The organism is Micromonospora sp. NPDC047740, assembly GCF_043204735.1.
Classification (GTDB): domain Bacteria; phylum Actinomycetota; class Actinomycetes; order Mycobacteriales; family Micromonosporaceae; genus Micromonospora.
The window spans coordinates 220758-233621 of the sequence record NZ_JBIDCT010000012.1 but is presented as its reverse complement, the minus strand read 5'-3'; the positions used below and the strand labels follow the sequence as shown (position 1 = coordinate 233621).

At 71.6% G+C, this 12864-nt stretch carries 12 protein-coding genes; 6 read left to right on the top strand and 6 right to left on the bottom strand.

The genetic code is table 11. From position 1 onward, the window contains the following. Positions 1 to 6: 6 nt before the first annotated feature. Positions 7 to 954, bottom strand: a complete 948-nt coding sequence (locus tag ACGF4F_RS23310) for a rhomboid family intramembrane serine protease (RefSeq protein ID WP_357434330.1) — start codon at positions 952 to 954, stop codon at positions 7 to 9. Between the two features lie 25 nt (positions 955 to 979). After that, the gene (locus ACGF4F_RS23305) at positions 980 to 1510 is read right to left on the bottom strand and encodes a peptidylprolyl isomerase (RefSeq protein ID WP_357434331.1); all 531 of its coding nucleotides are present in this window, start codon (positions 1508 to 1510) and stop codon (positions 980 to 982) included. An 84-nt stretch (positions 1511 to 1594) separates the two neighbouring features. Between ACGF4F_RS23305 and ACGF4F_RS23300 the strand changes: the two genes are divergently transcribed. After that, positions 1595 to 2383 carry a hypothetical protein gene (locus ACGF4F_RS23300; protein WP_357434332.1) on the top strand — a complete coding sequence of 263 codons (789 nt, stop codon included), beginning with the start codon at positions 1595 to 1597 and terminating at the stop codon, positions 2381 to 2383. 61 nt (positions 2384 to 2444) lie between these two features. Here the strand turns inward: ACGF4F_RS23300 and corA are convergent, their stop codons facing one another. The 3 genes from corA to ACGF4F_RS23285 all read right to left on the bottom strand — a co-directional run bounded on the left by corA (position 2445) and on the right by ACGF4F_RS23285 (position 5681). Further along, a complete protein-coding gene (gene corA, locus ACGF4F_RS23295; RefSeq protein ID WP_357434333.1) occupies positions 2445 to 3593 on the bottom strand; it encodes a magnesium/cobalt transporter CorA in 1149 nt (382 codons plus the stop codon). A gap of 354 nt (positions 3594 to 3947) precedes the next feature. Continuing rightward, a complete protein-coding gene (locus ACGF4F_RS23290; protein WP_073837060.1) occupies positions 3948 to 5042 on the bottom strand; it encodes a PLP-dependent aminotransferase family protein in 1095 nt (364 codons plus the stop codon). Between the two features lie 246 nt (positions 5043 to 5288). Continuing rightward, on the bottom strand, positions 5289 to 5681 hold the full coding sequence (locus ACGF4F_RS23285) for a CBS domain-containing protein (protein WP_357434334.1): 393 nt from the start codon (positions 5679 to 5681) through the stop codon (positions 5289 to 5291). Between the two features lie 313 nt (positions 5682 to 5994). On the opposite strand from ACGF4F_RS23285, the gene ACGF4F_RS23280 reads away from it, so the two are divergent. The 3 genes from ACGF4F_RS23280 to ACGF4F_RS23270 are packed head-to-tail and all read left to right on the top strand — an operon-like array spanning position 5995 to position 8481. Next, entirely contained in the window at positions 5995 to 6726 is a 732-nt protein-coding gene (locus ACGF4F_RS23280) for a sugar phosphate nucleotidyltransferase (RefSeq protein ID WP_393080206.1), read from the top strand. Then, on the top strand, positions 6714 to 7781 hold the full coding sequence (locus ACGF4F_RS23275; protein WP_073837057.1) for an iron-containing alcohol dehydrogenase family protein: 1068 nt from the start codon (positions 6714 to 6716) through the stop codon (positions 7779 to 7781). The genes ACGF4F_RS23280 and ACGF4F_RS23275 overlap by 13 nt, the downstream gene beginning before the upstream one ends. Beyond that, the gene (locus ACGF4F_RS23270; RefSeq protein WP_357434335.1) at positions 7756 to 8481 is read left to right on the top strand and encodes a CDP-alcohol phosphatidyltransferase family protein; all 726 of its coding nucleotides are present in this window, start codon (positions 7756 to 7758) and stop codon (positions 8479 to 8481) included. The genes ACGF4F_RS23275 and ACGF4F_RS23270 overlap by 26 nt, the downstream gene beginning before the upstream one ends. A gap of 341 nt (positions 8482 to 8822) precedes the next feature. Here ACGF4F_RS23270 and ACGF4F_RS23265 read toward each other — a convergent pair whose 3' ends face one another. Next, positions 8823 to 10106 (bottom strand): glycosyltransferase, encoded by a 1284-nt coding sequence (locus ACGF4F_RS23265; RefSeq protein ID WP_357434336.1) that lies wholly within the window; start codon positions 10104 to 10106, stop codon positions 8823 to 8825. Positions 10107 to 10130: 24 nt separating this feature from the next. On the opposite strand from ACGF4F_RS23265, the gene ACGF4F_RS23260 reads away from it, so the two are divergent. Together ACGF4F_RS23260 and ACGF4F_RS23255 are read left to right on the top strand one after the other, a co-directional pair. Further along, positions 10131 to 10991 carry a DNA-formamidopyrimidine glycosylase family protein gene (locus tag ACGF4F_RS23260; protein WP_357434337.1) on the top strand — a complete coding sequence of 287 codons (861 nt, stop codon included), beginning with the start codon at positions 10131 to 10133 and terminating at the stop codon, positions 10989 to 10991. 325 nt (positions 10992 to 11316) lie between these two features. Continuing rightward, positions 11317 to 12828 carry a sugar transferase gene (locus ACGF4F_RS23255; protein ID WP_357434338.1) on the top strand — a complete coding sequence of 504 codons (1512 nt, stop codon included), beginning with the start codon at positions 11317 to 11319 and terminating at the stop codon, positions 12826 to 12828. Positions 12829 to 12864 lie beyond the last annotated feature (36 nt).

The following is a 12864-nucleotide window of genomic DNA, read 5'->3' as shown; positions in this document are numbered from 1 at the left end:
GCCCGTTCAGCCGGTGAGCATCGAGGTGCGGACGAGGACCAACCCGAGGAGCGCGACCAGCACGATCGCCCCGCCCGCCGCCTGGAACCCGGTCCGCCGCATCCGCGGCGCGTACGCCAGGACCAGCGCCATCACCGCGCCGGTGACCAGGCCGCCCAGGTGACCGGCGATGGAGATGCCCGGCACGGTGAACGTGAAGATCAGGTTGATCACCAGGATCGGCAGGATGGCCGAGGTGTCCCGGCCCAGCCGTCGCATGATGACGAAGGTCGCGGCGAACAGACCGAAGATGGCGGTGGACGCCCCGACGGTGCTGGAGTTCGGCGGGCTGAACAGATAGGCGGCGACGTTGCCGCCGATTCCGGCGATCAGATAGAGCGCGAGGAAGCGCAGCGGCCCGAGCACCGCCTCCAGGCTCCGGCCGAGCACCCAGAGCGCCCACATGTTGAGCAGCAGGTGCACCAGGCCGTAGTGCAGGAACATCGCGGTGACCAGGCGGTACCACTCGCCGGCGGCGATGCCGTGGAGCGGGCCGAATGGGACGTACGCGGCGTAGGCGAGTACGCCGCCCCCGCGGGTCAGCGGGGTGGAGCCGCCGAGCAGGCCGCCGAAGCCGGAGCCGCCGACGGCCGCGTCCCCGCCCCGGTCCGAGGCGATGGACAGGATCATGACCAGCACGTTCAGCGCGATCAGGGCCTTCGTGACGTAGCCCTGGCGGCCGGCGGCACCGCCACCGAAGGCGGTACGCGCCGGCCGCACGCTACGGCGTCCCTCGCTGACGCACTCGGGGCACTGGTGCCCGACGGAGGCGTCCCGCATGCACTCCGGGCAGATCGGCCGGTCACACCGGGTGCACCGGACGTACGTCTCCCGATCGGGGTGCCGGTAGCAGACCGGAGTGGTCGGCGTCGGTCCTCCGGTGGCGTCACCTGTCTGCCCGGAGCGCTCAGTCATGCGAGCAAAGGTACCCGGGCCGTGGTCAGGACGGCTTGCGCTCGATCTCGACGCGCTCGATGACCACGTCCTGCAGCGGCCGGTCGCTCGGGCCGGTCGGGGTGTTCGCGATCGAGTCCACGACCTTCGCCGACTGCTCGTCGGCGACCTGCCCGAAGATGGTGTGCCGGTTGTTCAGGTGCGGCGTCTGGGAGACCGTGATGAAGAACTGCGAGCCGTTGGTGCCCGGCCCGGCGTTCGCCATCGCCAGCAGGTAGGGGCGGTCGAAGCGCAGCTCCGGGTGGAACTCGTCGGCGAACTTGTAGCCCGGGCCGCCGCGACCGGTGCCGGTCGGGTCGCCCATCTGGACCATGAACCCGCTGATCACGCGGTGCGAGATGGTGCCGTCGTAGTACGGCCCGCTGCCCGGCTGGCCGGTCCGCGGGTCGATGTATTCCTTCGTGCCCTCGGCCAGCTCGACGAAGTTGCGGACGGTCTTCGGCGCGTGGTTGGGGAAGAGCTCCAGCCGGATCGGGCCAGCGTTGGTGTGCAAGGTGGCGTAGACAGCCTCGGCCACGGGTACTCCTCACTCGTTGGTCAGTTCCATGCGGATCCTCCCATGTGCCCGATCTGGCCATGCGGAGGCATCCGAAGGTGGAGGATGACGGAGGAACAACTCCCAGGAGGTGGGACCGTGTTTGGAATCGGGCGGCGTAAGACCCGGGGGCAGCTCGCGAAGGCGGAGCTGAGCCAGGGCATCGGTCACCTGAGGCAGGCCGCGGCGCATGCCGCGAAGGGTGTCGGCCCGCGGGTCCAGGCAGCCCGGGCTGCCGCCGCGCCCACCGCGATCATGGTCCGGGACCGGGCGTCGGACGGGCTCGCTTCGACGGCGGCCTCGCTCGCGCCGCTGGTCCTGGCCGTGCGCAACGCGCAGGCCGAGGCCGCGGGCAAGAAGGCGGTGGTTGGCCGGAAGGCCGCCGCCCGGAAGGCCGCGGTGACGCGGCAGGCCAAGGCGAAGAACCTCAAGGCCGCCAGGAAGCGGAAGCGGTCGCGGGGCATGATGACGGGCCTGTTCGCCGCCGGCGCGGTGGCCGGCCTGGCTGGCGCGATGGCCATGCGCCGCCGCCGCGAGCAGCAGGAGTGGGCCGAGTACGACCCGACCGGCACGCTGGAGCCGATGCGCGAGGACGTCGACACCATCGTGGTGGAGACGCCCGACCCGACGGCGAAGGTGACCCAGGCCGGCCGGACCGGCGCCGGCAACTCGGCGATGGCCGGCAACGGCAGCGCCGCCACCGCCAAGTCCAGCAGCCAGCCGGTGGTCCAGCCGACCGACAAGGTCCCCTCGGTCGCCGAGGGTGCCCGGGACACCTCCGGCCGCCCGGCCACCGACGTCAGCAAGGCAGTGAACGCGGGGAAGAACTCCGCCAAGTCCAGCGGTGGTCGCTGACCCGGGTCGACCACGGAAGCGCCGGCCGTGCGGGCCGGCGCTTCCAGTTGCCCGGGACCGGCTACAGCCAGCCGTTGCGGCGGAACCAGCGGTAGAGGGCGAGCGAGATGGTGAGCATGACCGCCAGCACGACCGGGTAACCGTACGTCCATTTCAACTCGGGCATGACATCGAAGTTCATGCCGTAGATGCCGGCGATCGCGGTCCACACCGCGGCGATGGCGGCCCAGGCGGCGATCTTGCGCATGTCGTTGTTCTGGTCGACGGTGACCTGGGCCAGCCGGGCCTGGAGGATCGAGTTCAGCAGGTCGTCGTACGAGCTGACCTGCTCCACAGTGCGGCTGAGGTGGTCCTGCACGTCCCGGAAGTAGCGCCGGATCTCCTCCGGCACCTCCCGGTTGACCTGGGAGGTGAGGGTGAGCAGCGGACGCTGCAACGGTGCCACCGCCCGTTTGAACTCCACCAGCTCCCGCTTCATCTGGTAGATCCGCTGGATCCGCCCGCTGCCCTGCCGGTCGAAGACGTCCGCCTCCAACACGTCGAGGTCGTCCTCCAGCCGGTCGGCGACCTCCAGGTAGAGGTCCACCACCCGGTCGGTGACCGCGTACGCGACCGCCCACGGGCCGTGCCGCAGCAGGTCCCGCTTCTCCTCCAGGTCGGCCCGGACCGGCGCGAGCCGGCAGGCGTCGCCGTGCCGGACACTGATCAGGAAGTTCGGCCCGATGAAGAGCATCACCTGGCCGGTCTCCACCACCTCGGAGTTCTCCGTCAGCTCCGCGTGCTCGCAGTAGCGGGCGGTGCGCAGCACCAGGAACGTCACCTCGCCGAAGCGCTCCAGCTTGGGCCGCTGCTCGGCCTTGACCGCGTCCTCCACGGCGAGCTCGTGCAGGCCGTAGGTGGCGGCGATCGCGCTCATCTCGTCCAGTTCCGGCTCGTGCAGGCCGAGCCAGACGAAGGCGTTGCGCTCCTTGCGGGCCGCCGCCAGGGCGTCGGCGTAACCCCACTCGCCCGACTGGCGCTTGCCGTCCACGTAGAGGCCGCAGTCGACGATCCCGCTGCGGCCGGTGTCGGCCGGCTCGGGCGTCCGGGGAGAGCCGTCGGCGTTGAGAATGCGGGACATGGCGCGTACCGGTGCCGCCCAGGCCCGTGGTCTGATCATCCGCCCGCCGTTCTGCCCGGCGGTGCGCTCGCGTGCCACCCGGTCCGTCATCTCGCCCCCTTCCGACGGTGCTGCGGCTTGCAGGTTACGCCGATCGGGGCGAATCGCAGCCCGAGCGGCCGGCAGCGGCGGCCGCGCTGCGACCGGGGTCACGCCGCGAAGGTGGCGCCGGGCGGGCCGGCCGCGTCAGGGGGGTGAGGGGCGACACGGCCCACCCGGCACCCTTGGGGGCGGGAGTTGTGCTGCGCGCGCCGGGGGTCCGGACGAGGGCCGGGTGCGGCTCCCCGGGCAACGGACCCGTCAACGACAGGCGAACGGCGCTCGCAGCATTGTGAGCCGCCGGCCGGCCCAGCGGGAGTGCTGAACCGGCCGGTATCGCCTTTTTGTCAGAAACCCGACAGAAATTCAGCCCCGGACGGCCGCCACCGCCTCGGCCAGCCGCCGGACACCCTCGTCGATCCGGTCCGCGGTCACTGCGGAGAACGCCAGCCGGAGCGCGTGCCGACCGCCGTCGATCATGAAGTCGCTGCCCTTGACCACGGCCACCCCGCGCTCGGCGGCGGCCGGGGCGACCCGGTCGACCTCGACGTCCTCCGGCAGCTCCACCCAGAGGAAGTAGCCACCGTCCGGCTCGACGAACCGGGCCTCGGGCAGATGCCGGCGCAGCGATTCCGCGAGCACCTGGGCCCGCTCGCCGAGGGCGGTCCGCACGGTCTGGATCGACCGCTCGATGTCGCCGGAGACGCAGAACTGGTGCACGATCGCCTCGGAGACCATGCCGGGCGAGATGTAGAGGTTGGTCGCCCGCTTCGCGATCCCGGCGATCAACTCCGGCGGGCCGACCAGGTAGCCGACCCGGACCCCCGGGCAGACCGTCTTGGTGAAGCTGGAGGCGTGCACCACCACGCCCCGGGTGTCCATCGACAGCATCGACGGCAGCGGCTCGCCGCGGAACCGGATGTCCGCGTACGGGTCGTCCTCGAAGATCGTGAAGCCGTACTCGGCGGCCAGGTCCAGCAGCTCGCGGCGCTTCTCCAGGGACAGGGTCACGCCCGCCGGGTTCTGGTAGTTCGGGATGACGTGGGCCAGCCGGGGGCGCACCCCGGACTCCAGCAGCTTGCGCAGCTCGGCGGTGTCCAGACCGTCGGGCTGGATCGACACGCCGTGGATCTCGCCGCCCATCTGCTGGAGGTTGAGCAGCGTCCGGTCGTACGTGGGGCGCTCGACCACCACCGCGTCGCCGCGGCGGACCAGGTGGTCGAAGAGGAAGGCGTCGGCCTGGAGGGAGCCGTTGGTGATCAGCACCTGGTCGGCCTCGACGCCGTGCTTGTCCGCGATCCACTTTCGCAGGGGCGGGTAACCGACGGAGGTGCCGTACGCCGTGATCCCGGCGGGATCGGCGTCGAACGCGCGGACGGCGGCGGCCTTGAGCCCCTCGACATCGACGATGTCCAGCGAGGGAGCGCCACGGGCGAAAGAGATCAGCTGCTCGGCGGTCATGCGCACGAGCCTAGGGCCTGGTCCGGCCGCTCCGACCGGCATACACGCGAAGTTCAACATGCGGGCGGTCGATCCGTCCGACCAGGGGCCGCCGGAGATCCGAACCGGGCTCGTGAGCTGTCGTACCTCGGGCGCTCCGCCGGCGTGGACAAGGTGGACTGGCGGGCCCCGGCGGCCTTCGCCGGGCCCGTGATCTGACGACCGCCCGGCCGTTCCGGCCGGGCCATCGTCATTTCCGCCCTCGGCTCAGACCTTCGCGGCGGCGTGCTCCCGCGCCCAGACCCGCATCAGGTCGCGTACCGAGATCACCCCGGCCACCTCCCGGCCGTCGAGCACGACCAGGTGCCGGAAGCCGCCGCGGGCCATGGCGACCGCCGCCTCCTCCACCGTCCAGTCCGGGCCGGCGTAGACGACATCCCAGGTCAGGTGGGCTCCGGTGCGTTCGACATCCGGATCGAGCCCGGCGCCGATCGCCTTGAGTACGTCGCGTTCGGTCATGATCCCGACCCCTTCGGAGTCCGGGTCGATCACGACCGCCGACCCGACCCGGCGGGCCGACATCATCTGGGCCGCCTCGCGGAGCGTGTGCTCCGGGCCGACCACGAGAACCTCACTGGACATCGCTTCCCGAACCTGCATCACGCATCACCCCTGTGGGACGGTGGCCTCGGTACGGACATGGTGGGCCATCGATGCGTACCGGGACAAGCCCGTCACCGCCACGAGCATGCCGCGACATCAAGGACGAGCTGATCGCCGCGGACGCCTTCGCCGCCCGGCGTTCGATCAGCGGTGACCGACGCCGTTGAGCTGCGGAAACGGCCGCGCATTATAGCCGAATTCAGGGCGCTTCCTGGCTGAACGACCGGCTAACACCAGTTGGCCGGAGCACTGCCGGGCGGTGACGCTATTCTCCACGATGACCATGTGTCAGTCGTGGGGAGGCGTCGGCATGATCGGGATGGTACTGGCAGCCGGTGCGGGGCGTCGGCTGCGCCCGTACACCGACACCCTGCCGAAGGCATTGGTGCCGGTGGACGGGGAGATCACCATCCTCGACATCGCGCTGCGCAACCTCGCCGAGGTGGGCCTGACCGAAATCGTGATCGTGGTCGGCTACGCGGCGGACGCGGTCCGCCAGCGGCAGGCGGCGCTGGAGGAGAAGTACGGCGTCAAGATCACCCTCGTTTTCAACGACAAGGCCGAGGAGTGGAACAACGCCTACTCGCTCTGGCTGGCCCGGGAGCACTTCTCCCGGGGCATGCTGCTGGTCAACGGCGACACCGTGCACCCGGTGAGCGTGGAGAAGACCCTGCTGGCCGAGCGCGGGCCGGCCATCCTGCTCGCCGTCGACACCCTCAAGCCGCTGGCCGAGGAGGAGATGAAAACCACCTTCGACGCGGCCGGCCAGCTCACCCGGATCACCAAGCTGATGGACCCGGGTGAGGCGTACGGGGAGTACATCGGCGCGACGCTGATCGAGCCACAGGTGGCCGACGCGCTCGCCGACGCCCTGGAGGCGACCTGGCGGCGCGACCCGAACCTCTACTACGAGGACGGCTACCAGGAGTTCGCCGACCGGGGTGGCGAGGTGCGGGCGGCGCCGATCGGCGACGTCTCCTGGGTCGAGGTCGACAACCACGCCGACCTGGCTCGGGCGTGGGAGATCGCGTGCCGCTACTAGCCCGGACCGTCAACACCCCGCTGGCGATCGAGGTCCGCCGCGGTGCGGTCGCCGACCTCGGTCCGCTCCTCGCCGACCGCCGGATCTCCACCGGGGGCGACGTGGCGGTGGTGGTCGGCCCCGGTCAGGGCGAGAAGATCGTCGAGCTGTGTCGGCCGTCCCTCGGCGCGGCCGACGTGTTCACCGTCACCGGCGGCACCATCGACGCGGCCAACCAGCTCGGTGACCGGCTGCGCCGCCGCCAATACGACGCCGTGGTGGGCATCGGTGGCGGCAAGACCATCGACACCGCCAAGTACGCCGCCACCCGCTACGGCATCCCGATGGTGACCGTGGCGACCAGCCTGGCGAACGACGGCATCGCCTCGCCCACCGCCTCGCTCGATCACGAGGGCGGCAAGGGCTCCTACGGGGTGCACATCCCGATCGCGGTGATCGTGGACCTGGACTTCGTGGAGAGCGGGCCGGACCGGCAGACCCAGGCGGGCATCGGCGACGCGGTGAGCAACCTGAGCGCCTGCGCCGACTGGGAGCTGGCGCACGAGGTACGCGGCGAACCGATCGACGGCCTGGCCCTCACCCTCGCCCGGACGGGCGCCGAGGCGCTGCTCAACCACCCCGGCAAGATCACCGACGACGGCTTCCTCACCACCCTCGCGGAGGCGCTCATCCTCGGCGGCATCGCGAGCTCGGTGTGCGGGTCGACCCGACCGGCCAGCGGCGGCGACCACGAGATCTCGCACGCCATCGACAAGCTCTACCCCGGCACCGGCTCACACGGCGAGCAGGTCGGCCTCGGCGCGCTGTTCTGCACCTTCCTGCGCGGGGAGACCGAGCGCTTCCGGCAGCTCGTTCGCTGTCTGCACCGGCACGGCCTGGCGACCACGCCGGCCGAGCTGGGCCTGACCGACGAGCAGTTCGTCGAGGCCGTGCAGTACGCGCCGGCCACCCGGCCGGGCCGTTACACCATCCTCGAACACCTTGCGATGTCGCCCGACGAGACCCGCCGGCGGCTGGGAGATTACGCCGATGAACTTCGCGATGACCTTGGCTGACCCGTCCCGGCCCGCCGTCGCCGACTTCCACCGGGCCAACCGGGGTGGCGGTCTGTTCAGCGAGTCGATAAGCCAGTGGATCGGGGCGTTCTTCGCGCTGGTCGCCCAGCGGCTCGGGCTGCGTCCCACCGCGCTGACCCTCACCAACCTGGTGCTCGGCCTGACCGCCTCGGTAACCGTGATCGCGCTCGCCGGCCCGGTGGCCGCCGGTGACGTCCCGGCCTGGGCGGTCGGACTGGTCGCCCTGGTCGGCTGGCAGCTCGCCTACGCGCTGGACTGCGCGGACGGGCAGCTCGCCCGGGTCACCGGGCAGGGCAGCTCGGCGGGTGCCCGGATCGACGTGCTCTGCGACGTGGCCGCCCAGATCGCCCTCGTCGCCGCCCTGGGGGCGACCGTCGTGGCGCAGCGCCCGTCGACGCCGACCTGGCTGGTGGCGGTCTTCGCCGGCACCTGGATGGTCAACCTGGTCACCTCGGTGATGCAGGCCGGCCCGAACGCGGCCAGCATGGTCACCTCGTCCTCGCTCCCGGTACGCCTGGTGAAGCTGGTCCGGGACTACGGCGCGGTGATCTTCCTGGCCGGCCTGGTGCTGACCTTCGCCCCGGCGCTGGCCGTCTGGCTGGTCGTCGCCTTCACGATCGTCAACGGCGGCTTCCTGCTCGCCAGCATCGCGTTCTCCGCCCGCGCCTCCCTCCGCTGACGACCGCGGCTGGGACCGGCCACGCCCAACAGTCCCGGGTTACGGTGAGTGACCTTCCGAAAGCGGTCGCACCCAACCACCCCACTCGCTTTGCTCTGCAGCCACCGGCGCAGCGGTAGCTGAAAGTGCCTGTTGCGTCGATGGCTGCAGAGCAAAGGCGGCGAAGCGGGGTCTGGTGGGAATCCCTGGGAATCCGGCATCGGCCCAGCTCAGCGCCGAAAATGCTCAGGGGCGGGTGCAGCACTCCCCGAGCGGGCACCCTTCGCCGGTTACGTTGAGTGAGACCTGGGCGACCACCGAGGCGGATCACATTCGGTGATGACCCACGGAGGTCCGCAGGATCAGCGGTCCCCGGCGATCGCCGTCCGACTCCGCGCGACATCCGCGTAGATGTCGATGAGGCGCTTGGTGACCACGTCGGGGTGGAAGGTGCGCTCGTAGCGGGCCCGGGCCGCCGGGGCGAGCCGCGCCGCACCGGCCCGCGCCACCGGCAGGGCGGCGGCCAGCGCGGCCGGGTCCGGGGCCACCACCCAGCCGGCCTCGCCCACCTGGACACCGTCGGGGATGGCCGGGCCAGCGGAATCCCCGGCGACGGCGGAGGCCACCTCGGCCGGCCCGGTGCCCGCGGGCTCCCGTGGGGTGTCCGCGCCGACCAGGTACGGGATCCCGCCGAGCGCGGTGCCGAGCACCGGCCGGCCGCTGGCCAGCGCCTCGATGATCACGGTCGGCAGCACGTCGTGCCAGGTGGAGGTCGCCAGCACCACGGCGCTCGCCTCGATCGCGGCGCACACCCCGGCCCGGTCGAGCTGGCCCAGGTAGACCACGTCGGGGCGGTCGGCAGCGGCCGCCTCGGCCAGCGGGCGCAGCTCGCCGTCGCCGGCGATTCGCAGCGTGCCCAGGGCCCCCACCGGATGCCGTCGCCACGCCTCCAGCAGCAGGTCGAGCCCCTTCTCCGGGGTGAGGCGGGCCATGAAGAGGAACCCGTCGCCGAGCGGCGCCGGCGTACCCGGGTCGGGGACGGCGTTGGGCTTGACCACGATCCGCTCGTCCGGGATGCCGTAGTCCCGCAGGTGGTCGGCGACCGCGGTGGTGAGCGCGATGAACCGGTCCACCGACCGCCAGGTCGGGCGGTGCACGGCGAGGGTGGTGGCCATCAGGGCGCTCTGCGCCCGCGAGCCCCGGTAGCAGCGATGCACGATCGCCGGCACGCCCAGCGCCCGCCCTCGGCAGTCCTGGCAGATAACCCCGTCCCGGAAGTAGAGCCCGGAGGAGCACACCTGCCGGTAGTTGTGCACCGTCTGCACCACCGGCACGCCGCGCTTGTGCGCGGTCCGCACCACCCAGGGCGAGAGCAACGGGTACGGGTTGTGCAGGTGCAGCACGTCCGGACGGTGCTCGGCGAGCAGCCGGTCCAGGTCCTGCTGGGCCTGCGGCGCCCAGATCGGCGAGATCGGCAGCAGCGCCTTGGCCGGCTTCGACATGGTGGGAATCTCGTCGGAGCTGCGCAGGAACGGCAGCACCTCCACCCCGGCCGCGGTGAGCTGGGCGATCTCCGCGTCGACGATCGTGTTCTCGCCGGAGGGCTGGGCTTCCCGGTACCGGTTGTGCGCCACCACGATTCTCACGGGAAAGAAGGCTACCGTTGTACGGTGCCCGAACTACCGGAGGTGGAAGCGCTCGCCGGCTACCTGCGCGAGCGGGCGGTGGGCCGGCGCGTCGAGCGCGTCGAGGTCGCCGCGATCAGTGCCCTGAAGACGTACGATCCGCCGCCGAGCGCGGTGGCGGGCAAGGCGGTGGTCGGCGCGGGCCGGCACGGCAAGTTCCTGGACGTCCGATTCGACGGCGGGCTGCACCTGGTGGTCCACCTGGCCCGCGCGGGCTGGCTGCACTACCGGGAGGCGTTCCCGTCGACCGCCCCGCTGCGCCCCGGCAAGGGCCCGATCGCCCTGCGGGTACGCCTCGACGACGGCTCCGGCTTCGACCTGACCGAGGCCGGCACCCAGAAGAAGCTGGCCGCGTACCTGGTGACCGACCCGGCGCTGGTGCCCGGGGTGACGAAGCTGGGCCCGGACGCGTTCGACGCCGACCTGGCCACCTTCGCCGAGCGGATACGCAGCCGGCGGGGCCAGGTCAAGGGGGTGCTGACCGACCAGGCGGTGCTGGCCGGGGTCGGCAACGCGTACTCGGACGAGATCCTGCACGCGGCGAAGCTGTCCCCGTTCGCGATCACCGACCGGCTCACCGACGACCAGCTCGCCACGCTGCACGCGGCGACCCGCGCGGTGCTCGGCGACGCGGTCCGGCGCTCGATGGGCCAGCGGGCCGCCGAGCTGAAGGGGGAGAAGCGCTCGGGCCTCAAGGTGCACGCCCGGACCGGGCTGCCCTGTCCGGTCTGCGGCGACACCGTCCGCGAGGTCTCGTTCGCCGACTCCAGCCTCCAGTACTGCCCGACCTGCCAGACCGGCGGCAAGCCGCTCGCTGACCGAAGGTTGTCACGCCTCGTACGGTGAGTAATCACACGGGACGACTACGGAGAGGAATCGGCCGCGGATCGCCGAACGTCCCACTCGCGCCTCTACCGGGGCCGCCATCCATCGGTATAGTGGCTCGGTCCCCGGCTTCACAACCGATACGGAGCCGGCCAGATCCCCACGAGCACCGACGGACGGCATCTCCCTCCGGGGGGCCGTCCCGACCGGGCCCGCGTGGGAGACTGGGACGGTGGGCGACCCGGGTCCTCACGGCGAGTGAGGGCGCGTGTCATGCGGGAGGACATGGGTTGAGGTGACGACAAGCCTCCAGCGCCCGGTAACCAACACAGGCCGGAGCAAGAGCGTGCGGCACGTCGACAGCTTCGAGATCCAGCCGCCGACTCCGCCGTCGCACAACGGCGTACCCCGGTCGGCGTGGGCCCGCGCCCGTCGCCGGGTGTCCCGCTGGCACCGCCCCTACACCGCGATCCTGCTCCTGCTGGACTTCGTCGCAGTGGTGGCGGCCGACTGGATCGCGCAGAGTGCCTTCGGCCAGGCCCGGGCCGGCTTCTACAACGCCAAGGAAGACCCCACCTGGTTCTACACGGTGGCGTTCCTGCTGCTGCCGCTCGGCTGGTTGATCATCCTCTGGGGCAACCGGGCATACGATCGGCGCTACCTGGGCCTGGGGCCGGACGAGTTCAAGCGGGTGATCCGTGGTGGTGTCGCGGTCGCCGCGACGGTCTCGTTCATCGCGTTCGCCACCAAGACCGACCTTTCGCGTTACACGGTCGGCTTCGCCCTGCTCGGGGCGCTGGTGCTGATCCTGCTGGAGCGCCTCGTCGCCCGTTTCCTGCTGCACGTCGTCCGGAGCCGGGCGGGTCAGGCCGGGCATCGGATGGTGCTGGTCGGCACCCTGCCGGAGTGCCTGGAGGTCTACACCACGGTCACCCGCAGCCCCGGGGCCGGCCTGGTGCCGGTGGCCATCCACCTGACGGACGGGTATGCCGCCGCGCGCGGCATCGAGACCCCGGTGCCGGTCTACGCCGGCCGGGACGTGCTCGCCCTGGTCCGGGAGGTCGGCGGGGACACCATCGCGGTCTGCGGCTCGGCCAGCGCCGAGCCGGGCGAGCTGCGCCGGCTGGCCTGGCAGCTCGAGGGCTCCGGCGTCGACCTGGTGGTCGCGCCCCAGCTCACCGACATCGCCGGCCCCCGGGTGCACATCCGCCCGATCGAGGGCCTGCCGCTGCTGCACGTCGAGGAGCCGACCCTGTCGGGCCCGGCGCTGCTGGTCAAGAACCTGATGGACCGGATGGCCGCCGGGCTGGGCCTGGTGCTGCTGATCCCGCTCTTCCTCGCCATCGCGGTCGCCATCCGGATCTCCGACCCCGGGCCGGTCTTCTTCCGGCAGCCCCGGGTCGGGCACGAGGGGCGGACCTTCCGGGTCTGGAAGTTCCGGACCATGTACACCGACGCCGAGGAGCGGCTGGCCAGCCTGGTCGACCAGAACGAGACCGACGGCATGCTGTTCAAGATCAAGCAGGATCCGCGGGTGTTCCCGGTGGGCCGCTTCCTGCGCGCCTCCTCGCTGGACGAGCTGCCCCAGCTGATCAACGTGCTGTGGGGCGAGATGTCGCTGGTCGGGCCGCGTCCGCTGCCGGCCGACGACGGTGACTTCCTCGGCGACGTCCGCCGCCGGCTGCTGGTCCGGCCGGGCATCACCGGGCTCTGGCAGGTCTCCGGTCGCTCCGACCTCTCCTGGGACGAGGCGGTCCGGCTCGACCTCTACTACGTCGACAACTGGTCGCTGGCGTACGACCTGAGCATCCTGTGGCGGACCATCGGGGTGGTGGTGGCCCGCAAGGGCGCGTACTGACCCCTTGGCGGGCGGCCGCCGAGCCGCGAGGATCTG